Raw genomic sequence first — 19798 nt, forward strand, 5'->3', positions numbered from 1 at the left:
CTGCCTCAATACGCGTCGGCGTTGTCGATATTGAAATTGTAGAGGGTACGCGCCGAGCCGTAGCGCTTGAACTCCGCCGGCTTGACGCCGGTCACGCCGGCGCGGTCGAGCAGGCCCTGCAGCAATTCCAGATGCTCGGCCCTCATCTCCTTGGCGATACAGTCGGCACCCAAGCTGTCGACCTTGCCGCGCACGAAGAGCCGCGCCTCGTAGATGGAATCGCCCAGCGCGTCGCCGGCATCACCCAGCACCACCAGATTGCCCGACTGCGCCATGAAAGCCGACATGTGGCCGATATTGCCGTGCACGAGGATGTCGATGCCTTTCATCGAGATGCCGCAGCGCGACGAGGCATTGCCTTCGATGACCAGCAGGCCGCCCTTGCCGGTGGCGCCGGCATACTGGCTGGCGTCGCCTTTGATGGTGATCGAGCCCGACATCATGTTCTCGCCGACGCCAGGGCCTGCCGAGCCATGCACGGTAATGGTGCTGCCGGAATTCATGCCGCCGCAGTAATAGCCGACGCTGCCGCGCACATCGATGGCAACAGGCTGGTCGACGCCGACGGCGACCGAGTGGCTGCCTTTCGGGTTCAGCACTTCCCATGCCGTTTCGTTCGAGCCGGGCGCCAGATTGTGCAGCGCCTGGTTGAGTTCGCGCAACGACAGCTGGTCGAGATCGAAGACTCGAGGGTCGTGCGCCGCGGTCTTTGAAAGCGTGGTCGCCGGCATGAACTCAATGCTCCCAGAAATAGACGGTTGCGGGCTCGGGTTCCCATACCCTCGCATTGTCTATGCCGGGCAGTTTGGTCAGCGCGCGATATTCCGAGCCGAAGGCGACATACTGGTCGGTCTCGGCCATCACGGCGGGCTTGCAGGCGATCGGATCGCGCACCACGCCAAAGCCGTTCTTGGTGCCGACGACGAAGGTGAAGAAGCCGTCGAGGTCGGAGAGCGTGCCTTCCAGCGCTTCGCCGAGATTCTTGCCATGCGCCATCTGCGACGAGAGATAGGCGGCGGCCACTTCAGTGTCGTTCTCGGTCTCGAATTTCATGCCTTCGCGGATCAACTCGCGGCGGACATTGTTGTGGTTCGACAGCGAGCCATTGTGCACAAGGCACTGGTCGGCGCCGGTCGAGAACGGATGCGCGCCCATTGTCGTCACAGCCGATTCCGTCGCCATCCGGGTGTGGCCAATGCCATGCGTGCCGGTCATCTTGCGGACATCGAAGCGATCGACGACCGCCTCGGGCAGGCCAACTTCCTTGTAGATCTCGACAACGTCGCCGGCGCCCATGATGCGGATGTCGGGGCGCAGCGTCTGGATGGTTTCGCGCGCTTCATCGATCTTGGCGGGCGTGGTCCTGACGACCGCATGGGTGGATTTCACCGCGATCGTCACCGGGGTGCCGATGGCCTTGGCGAGCTCCGCCTCGAGGCCGCGGAAATCGCGGTCCGGCTTGGCCGACTGAATGGTGATCTTGGCCTCATTTTTGGAAGGCGCGCCATAGATGGCAATGCCGGCGCTGTCGGGACCGCGATCGCTGAGCGAGATCAGCATCTGCGACAGCATCGCGCCAAGCTGGGGCTCCAGCGACTTGTCCTTCAAAAACAGTCCGACAATTCCACACATGTCAGCCTCCCGATGTTTGTAGCTAAGAGATCGTTTGTAGCTAAGAGAGGATGTATCGAATGAGTTGCACAAGTTCAATCGTATGAAAAAAATATTCCTCTAGTTACCTATGCGGCTCAATGCCGCTCTGCGCACTGTCGCCGTCTCGCCGGGCATTGTGAACCCATTTCGCGGTGCGGATGCGAGCGATCTTGTAGGCGTCGAGAATCGACAAGGCATAGATCAGGAAGCCGCCGGCGTGACGGCCGGCAAAGCTGGCATCCGACGGTGCGATCTTGGCCGTCACCCATGCCAGGATCACCATGAAGAAAAGGAACTGAAGGCCGCGCACCGGCACGCCGAGAATGACATGCCCGCTTCCCGGCAACACGATTGCGGCGCCGAGAACCAGATAGGGGTTGGTGGGTGCAGTGGTGGGAATGGTCATGCGGCCTGCCGTTCGCTTTTGTTGATGGCGTCGCGAAGCGCCGACACCGACACCAGCAGTCTTTCGATCAGCGCGGGATCGAGTGTGGCGTCGCCGAATTCGGCCTGCCGAAAGACGCCATAACGCGCCCGTTCGGCTTCGGCCAGCAGCCACACGATGCGTACCCCTTTCGGGGTGATCAGCAGTTCCTTGGCGCGCCCTTCGGAAAAAATCCCGAGGTGGCCGGCGATGGTCTCCAGTGGGAAGTGGACGCCCCTGCGATCGGTCCGCAACACGGCCTCAGCCGGAAATGCTGAGCTCTTCGGCAGCGTGTGCTCGAGATGATCGAAATTGGAGAAGGTCGTCGGCGATCCCGGCCGCATCATCATGTCGAACGTCGCCGGCACCGCGACCTCTTCGGTGATCGAAACACTGAGCCAGCGCGCCGGCAGTTTTCGCGTCGCCAGCGTATCGACGATGGTGCGCACCTGGACACGTTTGCTGTTCCAGGATCCTTCCCAGGTGATGACGCCGGCGGTGCCATCCGAAACATTGGCAGCGTCGGCGATGACTGTGCGGATGCGGCCTTGCTCAACGGCGAGCGCCATCGATGCCCTGCTGCGGCTGGCACGCGCCTGCCGGGCAAGGTGGAGAACGACAGCCAGGACGATGGCCCCTGCCAGCAGTGCTGATGTCACCTCGGACATTTTCTCATGCCAGGCCCGCCCAGGCTATGGACGGGCCTTCTCCCATCAATAACCCTGCGGCTTCGGCCACGGCATGGTGAACTGATCGCCGCGCCGCACGAATTTGTAGCGATAGAAATGGAACCACAGTGAGATCAGGAAGTAGAAGGCGACCATGGCGATCAGCTGCGAGCCGAAGCCGAGGAAGATGGCGAAGAAGGTCACCACGCACAGGCAAAACAGCACGATGGCCGGGATCGGGTGGAAGGGGTGCGTGTAGCCGCGCCGGATCGAGCCCAGCGGCCACTTCTTGCGGAACATGATGATGTTGATGCTCATGAAGGTATATTGCAGCACGCCCGACAGGATCGAGAAGGTGATCGCCTGGTTGAGGTCGGCGATGAAGGCGAAGGCCAGCGCGATCGGCAGCAGGAACAGGATCGAACGATAGGGCGTGCGATATCTCGGATGCACGGCCGAGAACCATGTCGGCAGATAGCGGTCGCGGCCGAGCGAGAACCAGGCGCGCGCCGCATCGTTGATGCAGCCATTGGCGGAGGCCATTGCAGCAAGCAGCGTGGCGACGAACAACAGGTTCTCGAGCAGCGGGCTGCCAGTCAGTTTGCCGGCGTCCCACAGCGGATAATAGGTGATTCCGAGATATTCCCATGGCATCATCGAGGCGCAGACATACCAGGTCATGGCGGCTGCGATCAAAAGCGTGATCATGCCGGCCATGGTGCCGTAAGGCAGCGAGCGGGCCGGCGAGCGCACTTCCTCGGCGGCCTGTGTGGTGCCCTCGATGCCGAGATAGTACCAGATGCCGAACTGGAAGGCGGCGATGACGCCGATCCAGCCATAGGGGAGCGCATTGCCTGATGTGACCAACTCGTTCAGCTTCAGCACGGCGCCTTGCGTCCACGGGCTGACCGAAAAGAACAGGATGACGATCGAGATATAGGCGACTGCTGTGATGACGAAGTTGACGTTGAGCGTCATCAGCACGCCGCGATAGTTCAGCCACGCCAGCACGACGATGGTCGCGGCGATGAAGGAATTGTGGGTGAGCCCTTCGACGCCGGCCTTGGCGACGATGGTGTCGCCGAGCAGGATGGCGTCGGACACTTCGAGCATGGTGTAGGCAAAGACCAGGAACAGCGCGACGTTGAACGCCATCAGCGGTCCGACGATGTGCTTTGCCTGCGCATACTGGCCGCCGGCGGCGGCCACGGTCGATGTCACCTCGGAATCGATCATGGCGACCGAGGTGTAGAGCAATCCCACGACCCAGCAGACGATCAGCGCGGCCAGTGCGCCACCCTTGTCGGCCGAGAAATTCCAGCCGGTGAATTCGCCGACCAGGACGATGCCGACGCCGAGCGCCCAGACATGGGCCGGTCCGAGCACGCGCAGGAGTGAAACTCTGTCCCCTTGGGCAGCCGGGGCAGCCGGTTCAAGTGCGATCGTCATTGTTCAATCCTCACTCAGATCCGGTGTTTTTCGGAAGTGGCTTCCAGTTCGCCTTCGCGCGAGGAGGTCAGCACCTCTTCGGAGAAGGTCGTGTCGACCTTGAACCAGTCGTAGAGCATCCACAAAGCGAGCACGATCGAGATGCCCCAGCATGCGTAAGAGAGTGCCACCCACATGATCGTGTCCCCCGAATTAGATCGTCCTCAGAACTCTTACTTGTCGTCGAATTTTTCGTTGATGACGTCGCGGTATTCGCGGTCTGATGCACGAAACAGGAAGATGAAATAACCGATCAGCACCGCCGCCATGATGATCAGCGTCGGCCAGTCGATGACATAGTGGAAGCGGTTCTGGATGATGTCGTGCGCGGTCTCGGGCGTATAGCCGAGCTTTTCCCAGATAGACGCCATGGTCGGGTTCTGGCCTAGCGCTTCCCAGGTCTTGGCGTCGAGCGCGTCGATGGATTTCGCCGCGCCGGCGAGGCCCAGCTTGAGCGGTAGCCACAGTGCCACGAAAATGGCGACGACGACGACGGCGATGTCGAAAACCTGCCCGGCCTTGCTTTGCTCCGGCGGCGTGTAGCGGGACATTTCTTCTACCCCTCAGGACTTGCGGTTGCTGAACGCGTCGGCGTTCTTGATGTCGAGCCCGTAGATGAATTCCTTGTCTTCCTTGTAGTGCTTGACCATCGCCAGGATGGCCGCCGTGTTGAAGATCAGCACGGCGCCAGCGGCGATCGCGACGACGGCTTTGATGCCGCCGTGCGGGATGTAGGGCCATGTCATGAGGAGGACGAAGAGGATCGTCCCCCACAGGCAGACGATCAGGAGCGCGGCTCCGCGCAGGTCGGAACGGTACAGCGCTTCGATGCGCTGCTGCATGTCTGACATCGGTTTCTCCCCTTTTCCGCCGTCCGGTTCCGAATCTCCCGTCCGCCGTCCTCTTTCAACAGAGTGAAATTTTTTTCATAAGTTCTGTCTGAATCCCGCAATTGTCAAGCGCGATTTACGCGGGGTTAACCGTTTGCTTGGCGCAACGGATTTTGCCTGACAATGAAATTAATTGCTTATGGGTATTGCGGCGCCCGGAGGTTTGCGATCAATATTCGGCCAAAGCTCCCGCCGCTGCGCAGGGGGCAGGGAACAGCAGAGCATTATCGAAACGGAGGACGAGCGGATGACGGCATCCTGGAGATTTTCGACCCTGGCGGATCGCCATCGCGCGCTCGGTTCGAAGCTCGAAGACTGGAGCGGCATGGGAACCGCCTGGACCTACGACAAGGATGCCGACGAGGAGTACATCGCCATCCGCACCAAGGCTGGTCTGATGGATGTCTCCGGCCTCAAGAAAGTCCATATCACCGGGCCGCATGCCTCACACCTGATCGACCTGGCGACGACGCGCGATGTCGAAAAGATCTATCCCGGCAAGTCGGCCTATGCCTGCATGCTGAACGAGGCGGGGAAATTCACCGACGATTGCATCCTCTACCGCACCGGCCCCAATGCATGGATGGTCGTGCATGGTTCGGGCACCGGCCATGAGGAGTTGCAGCGTGCTTCGGTAGGACGCGACGTCTCGCTGCGCTTCGACGACAATCTGCACGATCTGTCGCTGCAGGGTCCGACAGCGGTCGACTATCTGGCCAAGCACGTGCCGGGTATTCGCGACCTCAACTATTTCCATCAGATGCAGACGCAGCTGTTCGGTCTTCCGGTGATGATCTCGCGCACCGGCTATACCGGCGAGCGCGGCTACGAGATCTTCTGCCGCGGCCAGGATGCCGGCACGATCTGGGACAGGATCCTCGACGAGGGCAAGAGCGCCGGCATCATTCCGTGCCGCTTCACCACGCTCGACATGCTGCGCGTCGAAAGTTATCTGCTCTTTTATCCCTACGACAACTCCCAAAAATATCCGTTTGAGAACGAAGGCCCAGGCGACACGCTTTGGGAACTCGGCCTCGACTTCACCGTCAGCCCTGGCAAGACCGGCTTTCGCGGTGCCGAGGAGCACTATCGTCTGAAGGGCAAGGAGCGCTTCAAGATCTATGGCGTCCTGCTCGACGGTAAGGAGCCGGCCGATGAAGGCGCGCCGGTCTATCGCGACGGCAAAAAGGTCGGCGTGGTGACCTGCGCCATGTATTCGCCGCTGGTCGAGAAATCGATGGGCATCGCCCGACTCGACGTCGACTGCGCGGTCAAGGACACCAAGCTCGAAATCCGCAACAAGAGCGGTGCCATCAAGGCGACGGCGCAGCCACTGCCATTCGACGATCCCAAGAAGACCAAGCGCACCGCGAAAGGTTGAGGCATAGTCAACGGCGAGGGGTTCGAGGCACGAAGGCATAAATGGCAGCCAAAAGCATCATCAGCCGGCCGGTTTACGGAACTTTGTCTCCGCAACCCGGCAAGCATCATCTTTTCATCGCGGACGCGGAAGGGGCGCTGGCAATAGCGGAGATGGCCGTGAGGGCGCCGCCCGGGTTTTTCGACGACGCCGAAATCGTCTTCATTCCTGGGCCGGACGGCAAACACACCGTCGCGCTCGAAGCGTTGAAGCCGGCACAGTTCCACCAGGCGCCGTCCTTTGCCAGCCTGCTGCCACGGCTCCGGCAGACACTGGCCAACGCGCATATGGGCCTGCGCCTCTATCTCTCGGGCACCGAGGGCCTGATCGGCCAGGCGATGCAGGTGGCGCTTGAAGCCGGCATCGACCACACCTCGATCCAGACCGAGCACCGCGGCTCGCTGGCGCGGCGCATGCAATGCGTCCACTGCAAGGGCATCACCGAGAATGTCACGACGCAGCCGGCGACCTGCGCGCATTGCGGCCTGCTGCTTCTGGTGCGCGACCATTATTCCAGGCGCATCGCAGCCTTCCAGGGCGTCTGCATCAATGCGGAAGATCGCTCGGAGATTCCTCCGATGGAGGAGATTTTTCGATGAGCACCGGAACAACAAAACTCGATGTCGTTGTCAGCGACGTCGTCCCGGTCAACGACCTCGTCACCCGCTTCCATTTCCGCCGGCGCGACGGCGAGCTTTTGCCGACCTTTTCCGGCGGTGCCCATGTCGTGGTCGAGATGCGCGACGGCGAGCGGACCAGGCTCAATCCCTATTCGCTGATGGGCTCGCCGCTCGACACGCGCGAATACACGATCTCTGTGCGGCGCGACGATGTCGGCCGCGGCGGCTCGCTGTTCATGCACCGGAATGTCCGGCCTGGCCTGGAGATGGTGGTCAGCTATCCCGTCAATCTGTTCTCGCTCGACCTGCGCGCCAAAAAGCACCTGATGCTGGCCGGCGGCATCGGCATCACCCCGTTCATGGCGCAGACCGCGCAGCTGGCGGCCGAAGGCGGCAATTTCGAACTGCACTACACCTGCCGGACTGCCTCGCTGGGCACCTATGCCGATGTGCTGCGCGAGCGCTACGACCGCCGGGTGCGTCTCTACCACGACGACCGCGAGGAGCGCATCGAGCTCGACCGGCTGCTGTCGACACAGCCGCTCGGCACGCATCTCTATGTCTGCGGCCCGGCCGGCATGATCGGCTGGGTACGCGATCGCGCCGCAAGCCTTGGCTGGCCAGCGGAGACCGTACATTTCGAGCATTTCGCGGCACCTCAGCCCGGACTGCCGTTCGACGTGACGCTTGCCGTCAGCGGCAAGGCGATCCGCGTCGACGAACAGCAGAGCCTCTTGGAAGCGATCGAGGCGGCCGGCGTCGATCCGCCTTACCTCTGCCGCGGCGGCGTCTGCGGCCAGTGCGAAACCAACGTCATCTCTTGCGACGGCAAGTTCATCCACAACGACCACTGGCTGAGTGAGGAAGAGCACCGTTCGGGCAAGAAGATCATGCCCTGCGTGTCGCGCTTCGAAGGCCGGTCGCTGGTCCTGGAACGGTAGGAGAGAATCATGGGCATCACCTTTCGCAAGGAAACGTTCCGCGACGACTTCACCTTCAAAAACAGCCCCGAGCACATAAGGCGGTTTCCGTTTCCGTTCCACGAAGACGCCTACATGTATGCGGTCAACATCGAGCCGCATGTCGTCGGCCCGAAGGGCAGCGTGCTGGAGAACCTGATCGACGTCGACGAGCACTATGTCGCCGAGATGCAGGACCGCGCTCTGGTGCTGGCCGAGGATCCGCTGCGCTGCCAGTCGCTGCCGCATATGACGCTGGCCGGCTGGGACCTGCTCGAGCTTTTGATGGAACAGCAGGCGCTGGGTTATCCCGAGCATTTCACGCTGACCCGCGACGGCGACCGCTGGCGCTGGATCAACCGGCCGCTCGGCATCGACGACACCTTTACCTTCGGCGACACCTCGACGCTGCCTTACGGGCCGATGGAGTACATCACGCGGCAGAGCCAGGGCGATTTCTGCATCCTCGACCAGCGCGACGGCAATCTGTGGATGGATGCCGGCATGGTCACCACCCAGGCCGACTGGTCGCTCGATTTCGACATCGGCATGAACTTCTTCGAATGGCATGCGCCGGTGCCGCTGGCGCATGAGAAGGGGATTTTCGTCAGGGCGCTGAAATTCCTCACCAACATCCAGCAGGGCAAGCCGGCGCGGCGCCTGAATTGGACGATGACCATCAATCCGCGCCTCGACACCAGTCCGGAAAACTACCACAAATGGGGTCCGGACCGGGCGACGGTGACGCCGGAGAATGTCGGCGACAAGGTACATCTGCGTGTCGAGCTGCAGAGTTTCTGGCGCCTGCCGCGCTCCAACGGCATCGTCTTCCCGATCCGCTGCTATCTGATCAAGATGGACGAACTGGTGACGCAGCCGAAATGGGCACGGCGCCTGCACCGCGTCATCCGCGACCTGCCCGACGAACTCGCCAACTACAAGGGCCTGACGCGCTATCGTCCGGCGTTGGTCGAGTGGCTGTCGAAGCTGGATGATGGGAGTGCGACAAGTTCGGGCTTTGGGCCGGATTAGAGCCTGCTGGGAGAGAAAGAAAGGAGCCCGGCGGGACGGTTTCGCTCCCTTCCTCTACCCCGTCGATCGGGGGAGAGGTGTCGAGCGAACCTCGACGGAGTGGGGGTCGACCTGATTCGGCGGTTGTGAGTTCGCGCCCAGGCGATGCTTCCGATTGTTCAGCTGCCTGCCGAGATTTCAGGCCCGCTCGGTCGTGCCACTTGTCGGCGGGTTCGCGTTTGAGGACCGCCTTCCCCCACTCCGTCGCTGCTTCGCAGCGCCACCTCTCCCCCCTCCGGAGGGAGAGGAAGAGAGTTTTGCGGGACAGCTAACCTCACCCCACGCTCTGCGGATAGCAAATGATCGACAAATAGCGCATCGGCAGCTTCGTCAACTGTTCCGGCCCGTGCGGTGCGTCGGCATCGAAGAACAGGCTGTCGCCGGGCTTCATCGGGTAAAGGTTGCTGCCGTGCCGGTAAACCACCTCGCCTTCCAGCATGTAGAGGAACTCCATGCCCTCATGCTGGAAGGTCGGGAACACATCGGAATCCTCGGTCAGTGTGATCAGATAGGGTTCGACGACGACGCCGCTGGTGTTGGAGCCGATATGGCCGAGCAGATTGTACTGATGGCCTGCACGGGTGCCGCGGCGCTCGACATCGAGGCCTTGGCCGGCCTTGACGAAGACGGCGCTGCGCTCTTCCTCAAAGCGGCGGAAAAAGGCGGTGACCGGAACGCCGAGCGCCCGCGACAGCGCCTGCAAGGTGGTCAGCGACGGCGAGGTGATGCCGTTCTCGATCTTCGACAGCATGCCCAGAGAAATGTCGGTGGCGACCGCCAGATCGGCGACGGTGATACCGAGCTTCTTGCGGAACGCCCGCACCTCGCGGCCGATCGCCACCTCCAGCACTTTTTCGCGCGTGTCGCGAATGGCATGCGGGTTCTGCGTCAGCGGCGCGCGGATGGTCTTGCCGTCGGCCGAAACCTTTGGCAGCGGCTTGGCCGTCGCACCGGCGAGACCAGCCTTGGGATCGGAAACCTTCTTCGCCATGTCGCCCCCGGCACTCCTGGGATTTATTTCACTCTAGGTGAACATGTCAGGTGCCGATACAGGAGCGCAACTGCGACGGCAAGTCGCGTGAACGCGCATGCGGATGATAATGATGTTTGGCAGCGTCCGGTTTTTCGCGGGAAATCCGCCCGCGCGGAACCTTGTTTCAGCATCGGGCTGTTGACAGCACGAAAGGGCCAATTACTGTCCTGTGAGTGAAATTTGTTTCGTAAGAGCAATTCAGATCGGGAGGCCTGCCATGAAAAGTCGCGTTGCCGTCATCGGAGCCGGCCCGTCCGGCCTGGCACAGCTCAGGGCCTTCAAGTCGGCGGCCGACAAGGGCGCCAACATTCCCGAGATCGTCTGCTTCGAAAAGCAGTCGGACTGGGGCGGCCTGTGGAACTACACCTGGCGCACCGGCCTCGACGAGCATGGCGACCCGGTGCACGGCTCGATGTACCGCTACCTCTGGTCGAACGGCCCGAAGGAATGCCTGGAATTCGCCGACTACACTTTCGAGGAGCATTTCGGCCGGCCGATCGGCTCCTATCCGCCGCGCGCCGTGCTGTGGGACTACATCAAGGGACGCGTCGAGAAATCAGGCCTTCGCAAATGGGTGCGCTTCAACAGCCCGGTGCGCTTGGTGACGTTTTCCGACGAGACGAAGAAATTCACCGTCACCGCGCATGATCGCACCAACGACGTCACCTATTCGGAAGAGTTCGACAATGTCGTCGTCGCTTCCGGGCATTTCTCGGTGCCCAATGTGCCCTATTTCGAGGGCTTTTCGACCTTCAACGGCCGCATCCTGCATAGCCACGATTTCCGCGACGCGATGGAGTTCAAGGGCAAGGATATATTGATCATCGGCCGCTCCTATTCGGCCGAGGACATCGGCTCGCAGTGCTACAAATACGGCGCCAAATCGATCACCTCCAGCTACCGCTCGAAGCCGATGGGCTTCAAATGGCCGGAGAATTGGAAGGAAGTGCCGCTGCTGCAGAAGGTCGTCGGCAAGACCGCGCATTTCAAGGACGGCACCACTAGGGATGTCGATGCCATCATCCTATGCACCGGCTACCTGCACTCTTTCCCGTTCCTCACCGAGGACCTGAAGCTGAAGACAGCCAACCGCATGTGGCCGGACGGGCTCTACGAGGGTGTCGTCTGGGAGAAAAATCCGAAGCTGTCCTTCATCGGCATGCAGGACCAGTTCTACACCTTCAACATGTTCGACGCGCAGGCCTGGTTCGCCCGCGACGTCATCATGGGCCGCATCAAGCTGCCGTCGGCCAAGGCAATGGCCGAGCACGGCGCGAAATGGAGGGCGCGTGAGGAAACGCTCGAAGACGCCGAGCAGATGATCTGGTTCCAGGGCGACTACACCAAGGAATTGATGGACCAGACCGACTATCCGGGCTTCGACGTCGAGGCGGTCAACCAGACCTTCATGGAATGGGAACATCACAAGGCGGAGAACATCATGGGCTTCCGCGACCACGCCTATCGCTCGCTGATGACCGGGACCATGGCGCCGCTGCATCATACGCCGTGGCTGCAGGCGCTGGACGATTCGATGGAGAGCTATCTCGAGATGAAGGGCGTGGCGGCGGAGTAGGGCGGCGCCTGCTATCCCAGCCTCGCCCTGGCCTTCGCCGTCCAGGCGCCGAACAGTCGGTCGGCGACGATGCCGATGAAAGCGATTGCCAAGCCCGCGACGATGCCGCGGCCGGAATCGGCCTTGGACAGCGCGATGAACACTTCCTGGCCGAGATCGCGCGTGCCGACCATGGCGCAAATGATGATCATCGCCAGCGCCATCAGGATCGTCTGGTTGACGCCAAGCATGATCTCCGGCAGCGCAAGCGGCAGTTGCACGCGAAAGAAGGTCTGGCGCGGCGTGCAGCCCGACACCTTTGCCGCCTCGATCAGCGCCGGCGGCACCTGCCTGATCCCGTGATTGGTGTAGCGGATCGCCGGTACCACGGCGAAGGCTATCGTTGCGATCATCGCGGTGACGTCGCCGACCCTGAACAGCATCACCACCGGGATGATGAAGCAGAAGGACGGCAGCACCTGCAGCGTATCGATGACCGGTGTGACGATCTTCTCGAAACGGTTGCTGCGTGAAGCCATCAGCCCGATGGGGATGCCGATCAGGCAGGCAATGAAGGCAGAGATGCCGCAGAGATAGACGGTCGCCATGGTCTTTTCCCACAGGCCGGTGATGGCGCAGAAAGCGGTCAGCGCTGCCACCAGCACGGCCAGCCGCAGGCCGGAGAGCTGATAGCCTGCGAGGCCGAGCAGGAAGACGGCGCCCAGCCAGGGAAAGCCCTCGCAAAAGGCGCGCAGCGGGTTCAGCAGATTGAGGATGAGCGTCACGCGAAACGCCTCGATCATGTCGAAGAAATTGATCGTCACCCAGTTTACGGCCGCTTTCCACAGGGGCGCGGTGGTGAAGGTGATCGCCTTCGGCACCGCCGCGAAGGCCGGCACGAACAGGCCGAGAAGTGTCGTCACCACAAGGATGGCGATGGCCAGCGTCAGATTGGGAGAGCGCTGCCAGAGGCTCGGGCTCATCTCCTGATGGGCATGGCCTTTGGCCTGCTTGTGCGCGATGGCCTGGCTCAGCCGGTCGAGCGCAATGGCCAGTGCCACGATGGCAAGGCCGGCTTCCATCGCCTCGCCGACCTTCAGGGCGCGCAGTGCCAGAAGCACGTCATAACCGAGTCCACCGGCGCCGATCATCGAGGCGATGATCACCATGTTCAGCGCCAGCATGATCACCTGGTTGACGCCGACCATCAGTGTCGGCCGTGCCGAGGGCAGCAGCACTCGCCACAGTTTCTGCCGCGCCGTGCAGCCTGCCATCTCGCTGAAATCGTCGATCTCCGACGGCACCCGCGACAGGCCGAGCATCGTTGCCCGCACCATCGGCGGCGTGGCGAAGATGGCGGTCGCGATCATCGCCGACACCGGGCTGTTGCCGAACAGCAGCAGCATCGGGATAAGATAGGCGAAAGTCGGGATCGTCTGCATCAGGTCAAGGGCAGGGGAGACGACAAGCCTTTCCGCCCATGGCTTGCGCCACGCCCAGATGCCGGCGAACAGGCCGGTGACGATGCAGAACGGCACCGCGATGGAAATCAGCGCCAGCGTCAGCATGGCACTGGTCCATTGGCCGAACAGGGCGATGTAGAGGAAGCAGCCGCCTACCAGCAGGCTGAGTTTTCTGCCGCCAACGGCATGACCGGCGAGGAAGGCGGCGGCGCAGACGCCGACCCAGGACAGGCGCGGCAGGATATAGGCGTCAGCGCCGTGGCCGATCTTGAAATTCTTGGCCAACAGATTGAGCGCGAAATCGAGGGGAACGCCGAGCACAGCGGTGATCGAGCGGGTCAACCAGGACAGGTTCGACTTGATCCAGCGCATCAGCGCGCTGACCCAATCGGCGACCGGCACGACGGCGCTGGCCGGATAATTGACGGCCCAGGGCAGGCGATCCTGCAGCAGGAGCACGACAAGCACAACGGTAAGCGCTGCCGCCCAGATCAGCAGCCATACCTGAATCGGCCGTGGCCTTGCCTCGCTGGCGCTTGCTGTCACCGTCATGCGCCGACCCTTGAGCGATCGATGCCGGCCAGCAGATCGATCACCGCTTGCGGCGTCACCTCGCCGATCGGCTTGCCGGTGCCGTTGACCACCGCGAACGGCTTGTTGGCGGCAACGATGCCGGCCGAGAAGCTGGCGATCTTGGCATCCGGGGCAACGGTGCCGCCATGTTCCGAGCCGTCGCAGGCGCGCATCAGGCTGCGTGCTGAAATAACCTTGGCGCGGTCGACGTCCCGGGTGAACTCGGCGACATAGTCGGTCGCCGGATTGACCACCAGCTCCTCCGGCGTGCCGATCTGGATGACCTCGCCATCCTTCATGATGGCGATGCGGTCGGCCAGCCGGATGGCCTCGTCGAAATCATGGGTGATGAAGACGATGGTCTTGTGCAGCATGGTCTGCAGCCGCATCAGCTCGTCCTGCATTTCGCGGCGGATCAGCGGATCGAGCGCCGAGAACGGCTCGTCGAGGAACCAGATTTCCGGTTTTGTCGCCAGGCTCCGGGCGATGCCGACACGCTGCTGCTGGCCGCCGGACAGCTCGCGCGGATAGAAATGCTCGCGGCCACGCAGGCCGACAAGTTCGATGACCTCGCGCGCCCGCGCTTCGCGTGTCGCCCGGTCCTGACCCTGGATGCCGAGCGGGAAGGCGATGTTCTCCAGCACGTTGAGATGCGGCAGCAGGGCAAAGTTCTGGAACACCATGCCCATGCGGTGCCGCCGCAATTCGATGAGTGCTGCATCGGAGATTTTCAGGAGGTCATTGCCTTCGAATTCGACCTTGCCATGGGTCGGCTCGACCAGCCGCGACATGCAACGGACCAGCGTCGACTTGCCGGAGCCCGACAGGCCCATGATGATGAAAATCTCGCCCTGGCGGATTTCGAGGTCGACGGCGCGCACCGCGCCGACCAGCCCGGCAGCAGTGACGTCTGCCATGCTGGCCTTGCCGTCGCGTTCGCGGATGAAGTTGGCCGCGTTCGATCCGAACAGCTTCCAGACGTTGCGGCAGGCAAGCTTTATCGGGCGGGCATCTTTTGGCGTGCCCGCCCCCTTGGCGCCCTGTTCAGTCTTGTCCGTCATTCAAACGTCCTTCTGGAACACCAAGAACCGAGGCCCGGCTGATCAGCAGCCGGGTCTCATCTTCCAGTCGGAACGATCACTGCGCCCAGGCTTTCCAGTCGGCTTCGTGGGCGGCGATCCAGGCGGCCGCGACGTCTTCCGGCGTCTTGCCGCCGAGATCGACCTCGCCGCTCATCTTGTTGAGTTCGTCGGTGTCGACCGTGTAGGCCTTGGCCACCTTGTAAGCGACCGGCCATTTGTCCTTCATGCCGGCCCAGGAGTACTTCCAGATCTCGCCATGCGGCTTGCCGCAATCATATTTGGCGTCGGGGTTGGTGCCCCATTTCGGGTCGTTGTAGCACTCTGGCGTGTATTCGGGGAATTCCACCCACTCGCCCTTGTACTTGGCCGGCGCCCAGTGCGGCGAATAGATCCACAGCATGATCGGCGCCTTGCGCTGATAGGCCGAGTCCAGTTCGGCGAACATCGCCGCGTCGGTGCCGGCATGGATGACGGTAAAGGGCAGCTTCAGTGCCTCGACGCGCTCGTCGTCAAAGCCTTCCCAGGTCACCGGGCCGCCGAGATAGCGCCCCTTCGGTGCGGTCTCGGCCGTCGAGAAGGCTTCGGCGCATTTCGGGTCCTTCAGCGCTTCCCAATTGGGTAGGCCGGGGCACTTCTCCTTCATGTATTCGGGAAACCACCATTCTTCCTTGGCCTTCGGGCCGAGCTTGCCCAGCCGTTCGGTCTGGCCTGTCGCATCGGAGGCCTTCATGGCCTCGCCGGCGGTCGTGTCCCAGAATTCCATGCCGACATCGAGATCGCCATTGGTGAGGCCTGTGGTCAGGCTGGAGAGGTAGTCGGCGGTCGGATACTCGACGGTGTAGCCGAGCTTTTCCAGGATGCCGCCGAGGATCTTGGCGTTCAGGTTGACGCTGGTCCAGTCGAACAGCGCGATCTTGATCGGGTCGTTCGATTCCGGCGCGGCTGCGTAAGCCGGTGATGTAAGCGCACTTGCGGCGGCAAGCGCGAAGGCTCCCATTGTTAAGTTCGAAATCACACTGCGAAGTGACATGCTTGTTCTCCTTCAAGCTGTGAAAATTATCGTTCGTTCCCTTCTTGCGGCTTTTCTTGATTGTGTTGGAAAGGCTGGTCTTTGCGCAAGGCCGTCGGCGCCAAATTGTTGCCCCGGCTTTGGCCAGCGCAGGCAAGATGGTGCTCAATTCTGGTGATGATGGGACAGGATTGGAGTGTCGGCGTCATGGCTGCCGACGGATCGCTGCGGGAGCGGTCATCTGCGGATCGATTGCCAGTCCTGCGGCGCCCCTGCAAGGTGCGAGCCATCAAGGTCCTATGATCTCGGCTACCCGCCTGGTAAGCCCCATCTCGCCAAGGCCGTTTCATAGGATGAAATTATATATACCAAGGTTCATGTCGCGCAACGACTAACGCTTCGCGAGACGTACAAATTCAGACTGCAGGCGAAGCTGAGCTCTTACCAGCAGACGTAGCCGCCATCGACAATCAGGTCGAGGCCGGTGACGAAGCTCGCTGCGCGGCTGGCGAGGAACACCGTCGGCCCGACCATTTCCTCCGGCGCCGCCATGCGCCCCATCGGCGTGTCGCGCTTGAAGATCTTCACTTCTTCCGCCACCTCCGGCCGCTTGTTCATCGGCGTCAGCGTGTAGCCCGGACTGACGACATTGACGCGCAGGCCGCGATCGGCCCACTCCATGGCGAAGCTCTTCGACATGTGGATGACGGCGGCCTTCGAAGAGTTGTAGTGCGCCTGCGTCAGGCCGCGGTTGACGATGGTGCCCGACATCGAGGCGATGTTGATGATCGAGCCCTTGCCTCGCACCAACATCTTGCGCGCTTCGGCCTGACAGGACAGGAACACGCCGGCGACATTGACGTCGTGAACCTTCTGCCATGTCTCCAGCGGCATCGTCTCGGCGGGTTCGGAGCCGGCAATGCCGGCATTGTTGACGGCGACGGTGAGCGCACCGAGTTCGCTCTCAACGCGATCGATCGCAGCCGCGAGATCGCTCTGCGATGTCACTGTACCGGTCAGCACCAGCGCTTTGCGGCCGAGTGCCGCGATTCGGTGCGCGGTCTCGTCCAGCCCACCCTTCGACGCGTGGCCGAAACAGGCGACGTCGGCGCCTGCCTCGGCCAGTCCGATCGCGATTGCCTGGCCGATGCCGCTGCCGGCGCCGGTGACCAGCGCGACATTGCCGTCCAGCTTGAAAAGATCCATCGAGTGCCCTCCCTGTCTCGGGGAGGGTATGCGCTGCACCATGCTCCGATCAAGCGCCCTCGCGCAAACGGGTCAAGCGGCGTCGATGCTCAGAAATAACCGCTCGAAGCGGCCGTGGCTTCCTTCGGGATTTCGACGCCATCGACCAGGATCTTGTCGACCAGTTCGTGGTGGAAACAGACCAGCCCCTTGATGCGCTCCGCCTCGTGCACCGGCTCGGGATAATACCAGACCAGGTTCTCGTGACGCTTGGCCTTCGTCGTCACGTGGTAGTAGTTGGAGATGCCCTTGTAGGGGCAACGCGAGATGTAGCGGCTGGGCGCGAACATATCGAGCCGCGTGTCGGCGATCGGCAGATAGTGGCGCACCGGATGGCCGGTCTCGAACAGGAACACGCCGCGGCGTGAATCGGCGACCTGTTCGCCGTCGAGAATGACCTGGACGCGCCGCGACGACGGCAGGCAGTCGACCCGGCGGAACGGATCGCGAGCGTGGACGAAGATTTCCTCGTCCTCCTCGAACCAGTGTCCCATCTTGCTCCAGGTGAACGACATATAGTCCGATATTGGCGGACAGCCCTTGACCGGATCGAGATAGCGCCAGGCCGCGTCCTCGACCAGCGTGATGCCGGTGTTGAGCGAATAGTGGCTGGCTATGCCTTTGAATGGGTCCTCCGTCGTCGTCTTGCTCGGCAGCAGGAACTCCTCGCGCACGTCGCTCATCGGGAAATAGTAGACCGGCAGATGGTCGGACTCGTAGAGCACCAGCGCGTTGACCGTGTCGGCGACGATCATCGATCCGACCTGCACGCGCAACCGCTTCTGCGTCGGCATGGTGAAGGCGACATAGCCCGGCTCGAAATCATATTGGGTGATCGAGTCGAGTGGCGGAAAATGCGGCCCGCGGCCGCGCAGATGGGGCTTGCGAATGGTAGTCTCCCGTTTCTTTTCTTTTGTCATCGGGCGTTGGGGCACGATCAGCTCAATGACACGCGATCGAGCAGCAGCCCGGCGGCGATTGGCGGCAGTCCGCTGACATTCTTGCGCACCGGCACCAGCAGATCGGGAAAATAGCTGAAGATGACAGGCGTCTCGTCGAGCAGCAGTTTCTGGATGTCGGAGGCGGCAGCGCGCTGCGCGCCGACGTCGAGCGCCTTCAGATAGCTGGTGACCATGCCGTCATAGGCCGGGCTCTTGAAATGCGCCGCGTTCCACGGGCCGTCGCTGACCAGCGGGCTCTTGAGAAACACGTTCGGCACGCTGCGATGCGCGTAGTCGGTAATGCCGAGCGGGCTGTCCAGCCAGTCCGACTGGCCGAACACCGCCTTGCCGTAATATTTGTCCTGGTCCTCGATGTTGAGCGAGATGCGGGCACCGATTTCCTTGGCGAAATTCTGGAACAATTGCGCATAGCCCGGAATGTCGGAATAGCGCAGCGTGGTCAGCGTGATGTCGAAGCCTTCGGCGAGACCCGCCGCCTCGAGCAACTGCTTGGCCTTGGCGATCTCCTGGACGCGTTGCGGCACCGACTTGTCGGTCGCAGGGAAGGCCGGCGCGAACGGGCTGTCATTCCCGGTCGCCGCCATGCCGCGGCACAAGCCGTCGACCAGCTTGGAGCGGTCGATGCACAGCGCCAGCGCCTGGCGCACGCGCTTGTCGGTGAACGGGCCGGTGTCGCAGCGCATGTGAAGCTGGCGGTGCGCGGTCGAAGCGACACGCAACACGGTGATATCAGGACTGTTCAGCACGACCTGGCTGACATCGAGCGGAACGGCATCGAGAATGTCGACCTCGCCCGCCTGCAGCGCCAGGATGCGCGGTTGCACGTCACCGTAGAACTTGAACTCGAGCCGGTCGGGCAGCGCTTTCTCACCCCAATAGTCTGGGTTGCGGATGAAGGTCGCGCCGACCTTGGGCGTGTAGGTTTCCAGCCGGAACGGCCCGGTGCCCTCGAAGGTCTTTTCGTAGTCGCCCTTGTAGCTCGCCGGCAGGATGACGGCGTTGTAATTATCGATCGACACCGAATAGGGAAAGCTGCCATTCGGCGCATCGAGATGGAAGGCGACGGTGTGATCGTCGACCTTCTGGGTGCCACCCTTCGACAGCAGGCCTTTGAACACCGATAGCGCATTGGAAGCGCCGTTGGGATCGGCCAGCCGGTCGAAGGTTGCGACGACATCGTCGGCCTTGAAGTCCTCGCCATTGTGGAATTTCACGCCCTTGCGCAGCTTGAAGGTCCACACGCTGCCGTCCTCGTTCGGCGACCAGCTCTCCGCCAGCACCGGCTTCAAGGTGAGATCTGGCTGCGTGATGCAGAGAAATTCGGCGGTCTGGAAAACCAGCTGGTAGCTGCCGCTGTCATAGTAGGTGACGGGATCGATGGCGCCGCCCGGCGTCGCCACGCCGGCGCGCACGGTGCCGCCGGGCTTGCCCTCGGCGCGTGCCTGCTGCGTGCCAAGGCCGACAGCAGCGACGAGGCTGCCCAGGAACGGCAGCGAGAGGCCGAGCACGCTGCCATGGCGCAGGAAGTCGCGCCGGCCCATCCTGCCGGCCAGCAATTCGTCGATAGCGGAATTTTCGATTGCGGTCAGATTCCTGCGAGCGGCATCGATTATCCTGAAATGCCTTGGCATGGCTGCATTCCTCGCTAGTCGTGGGGCCAAGCCATCTAGTTCATTGTTGACC

20 protein-coding genes are annotated in these 19798 nt (G+C 62.2%); 5 read left to right on the forward strand and 15 right to left on the reverse strand.

The genetic code is table 11. The features are described from left to right. Nucleotides 1-5: 5 nt before the first annotated feature. The 8 genes from NKJ00_RS02355 to NKJ00_RS02390 form a co-directional block, all read right to left on the reverse strand. Entirely contained in the window at nucleotides 6-731 is a 726-nt protein-coding gene (locus NKJ00_RS02355) for a GltB/FmdC/FwdC-like GXGXG domain-containing protein (RefSeq protein WP_352628556.1), read from the reverse strand. Nucleotides 732-735: 4 nt separating this feature from the next. Beyond that, entirely contained in the window at nucleotides 736-1632 is an 897-nt protein-coding gene (locus tag NKJ00_RS02360; protein ID WP_023808738.1) for a class II glutamine amidotransferase, read from the reverse strand. 103 nt (nucleotides 1633-1735) lie between these two features. Continuing rightward, the gene (locus NKJ00_RS02365; protein WP_127291046.1) at nucleotides 1736-2059 is read right to left on the reverse strand and encodes a hypothetical protein; all 324 of its coding nucleotides are present in this window, start codon (nucleotides 2057-2059) and stop codon (nucleotides 1736-1738) included. Further along, nucleotides 2056-2745, reverse strand: coding sequence for a hypothetical protein (locus NKJ00_RS02370; RefSeq protein WP_352628558.1), 690 nt, complete (start codon nucleotides 2743-2745; stop codon nucleotides 2056-2058). Before NKJ00_RS02370 ends, NKJ00_RS02365 begins: the two co-directional genes overlap by 4 nt. A 45-nt stretch (nucleotides 2746-2790) precedes the next feature. Beyond that, nucleotides 2791-4194, reverse strand: a complete 1404-nt coding sequence (locus NKJ00_RS02375; RefSeq protein ID WP_352628560.1) for an APC family permease — start codon at nucleotides 4192-4194, stop codon at nucleotides 2791-2793. Between the two features lie 14 nt (nucleotides 4195-4208). Then, nucleotides 4209-4370 (reverse strand): hypothetical protein, encoded by a 162-nt coding sequence (locus NKJ00_RS02380; protein ID WP_013532900.1) that lies wholly within the window; start codon nucleotides 4368-4370, stop codon nucleotides 4209-4211. Nucleotides 4371-4406: 36 nt separating this feature from the next. Then, nucleotides 4407-4784 (reverse strand): hypothetical protein, encoded by a 378-nt coding sequence (locus NKJ00_RS02385; protein WP_023808734.1) that lies wholly within the window; start codon nucleotides 4782-4784, stop codon nucleotides 4407-4409. A gap of 12 nt (nucleotides 4785-4796) precedes the next feature. Next, nucleotides 4797-5084, reverse strand: a complete 288-nt coding sequence (locus tag NKJ00_RS02390) for a hypothetical protein (protein ID WP_352628562.1) — start codon at nucleotides 5082-5084, stop codon at nucleotides 4797-4799. A 286-nt stretch (nucleotides 5085-5370) separates the two neighbouring features. On the opposite strand from NKJ00_RS02390, the gene NKJ00_RS02395 reads away from it, so the two are divergent. From NKJ00_RS02395 to NKJ00_RS02410, 4 genes are read left to right on the forward strand one after another with little or no spacing between them, the layout of a single operon-like run. Further along, nucleotides 5371-6504, forward strand: a complete 1134-nt coding sequence (locus NKJ00_RS02395) for an aminomethyl transferase family protein (RefSeq protein ID WP_352628564.1) — start codon at nucleotides 5371-5373, stop codon at nucleotides 6502-6504. 41 nt (nucleotides 6505-6545) lie between these two features. Next, nucleotides 6546-7142 (forward strand): dimethylamine monooxygenase subunit DmmA family protein, encoded by a 597-nt coding sequence (locus NKJ00_RS02400; RefSeq protein ID WP_352628566.1) that lies wholly within the window; start codon nucleotides 6546-6548, stop codon nucleotides 7140-7142. Then, nucleotides 7139-8104: a PDR/VanB family oxidoreductase gene (locus NKJ00_RS02405; RefSeq protein ID WP_352628568.1), complete on the forward strand. Its 966-nt coding sequence runs from the start codon at nucleotides 7139-7141 to the stop codon at nucleotides 8102-8104. Before NKJ00_RS02400 ends, NKJ00_RS02405 begins: the two co-directional genes overlap by 4 nt. Before the next feature lie 9 nt (nucleotides 8105-8113). Next, nucleotides 8114-9154: a heme-dependent oxidative N-demethylase family protein gene (locus NKJ00_RS02410; protein ID WP_352628570.1), complete on the forward strand. Its 1041-nt coding sequence runs from the start codon at nucleotides 8114-8116 to the stop codon at nucleotides 9152-9154. 313 nt (nucleotides 9155-9467) lie between these two features. Here the strand turns inward: NKJ00_RS02410 and NKJ00_RS02415 are convergent, their stop codons facing one another. After that, entirely contained in the window at nucleotides 9468-10184 is a 717-nt protein-coding gene (locus NKJ00_RS02415) for a helix-turn-helix domain-containing protein (protein ID WP_352628572.1), read from the reverse strand. Nucleotides 10185-10443: 259 nt separating this feature from the next. Between NKJ00_RS02415 and NKJ00_RS02420 the strand changes: the two genes are divergently transcribed. Continuing rightward, the gene (locus NKJ00_RS02420; RefSeq protein WP_352628574.1) at nucleotides 10444-11802 is read left to right on the forward strand and encodes a trimethylamine monooxygenase; all 1359 of its coding nucleotides are present in this window, start codon (nucleotides 10444-10446) and stop codon (nucleotides 11800-11802) included. Between the two features lie 11 nt (nucleotides 11803-11813). Here NKJ00_RS02420 and NKJ00_RS02425 read toward each other — a convergent pair whose 3' ends face one another. The 6 genes from NKJ00_RS02425 to NKJ00_RS02450 form a co-directional block, all read right to left on the reverse strand. Beyond that, on the reverse strand, nucleotides 11814-13796 hold the full coding sequence (locus tag NKJ00_RS02425) for an ABC transporter permease (protein ID WP_128302439.1): 1983 nt from the start codon (nucleotides 13794-13796) through the stop codon (nucleotides 11814-11816). Next, on the reverse strand, nucleotides 13793-14878 hold the full coding sequence (locus NKJ00_RS02430; RefSeq protein WP_352628576.1) for a quaternary amine ABC transporter ATP-binding protein: 1086 nt from the start codon (nucleotides 14876-14878) through the stop codon (nucleotides 13793-13795). Before NKJ00_RS02430 ends, NKJ00_RS02425 begins: the two co-directional genes overlap by 4 nt. Nucleotides 14879-14954: 76 nt before the next feature. Then, on the reverse strand, nucleotides 14955-15929 hold the full coding sequence (locus tag NKJ00_RS02435; protein WP_352628578.1) for an ABC transporter substrate-binding protein: 975 nt from the start codon (nucleotides 15927-15929) through the stop codon (nucleotides 14955-14957). Between the two features lie 420 nt (nucleotides 15930-16349). Continuing rightward, nucleotides 16350-17114 carry an SDR family oxidoreductase gene (locus tag NKJ00_RS02440; RefSeq protein ID WP_352628579.1) on the reverse strand — a complete coding sequence of 255 codons (765 nt, stop codon included), beginning with the start codon at nucleotides 17112-17114 and terminating at the stop codon, nucleotides 16350-16352. 89 nt (nucleotides 17115-17203) lie between these two features. After that, complete coding sequence (locus NKJ00_RS02445) at nucleotides 17204-18073, reverse strand: DUF427 domain-containing protein (RefSeq protein ID WP_502895876.1); 870 nt, start codon at nucleotides 18071-18073, stop codon at nucleotides 17204-17206. 17 nt (nucleotides 18074-18090) lie between these two features. Then, nucleotides 18091-19746, reverse strand: coding sequence for an ABC transporter substrate-binding protein (locus NKJ00_RS02450; RefSeq protein ID WP_352628581.1), 1656 nt, complete (start codon nucleotides 19744-19746; stop codon nucleotides 18091-18093). Between the last annotated feature and the right edge of the window lie 52 nt (nucleotides 19747-19798).

Origin of the sequence: Mesorhizobium sp. M0227 (assembly GCF_040321855.1) — a bacterium.
In the GTDB taxonomy this organism is placed as follows: domain Bacteria; phylum Pseudomonadota; class Alphaproteobacteria; order Rhizobiales; family Rhizobiaceae; genus Mesorhizobium.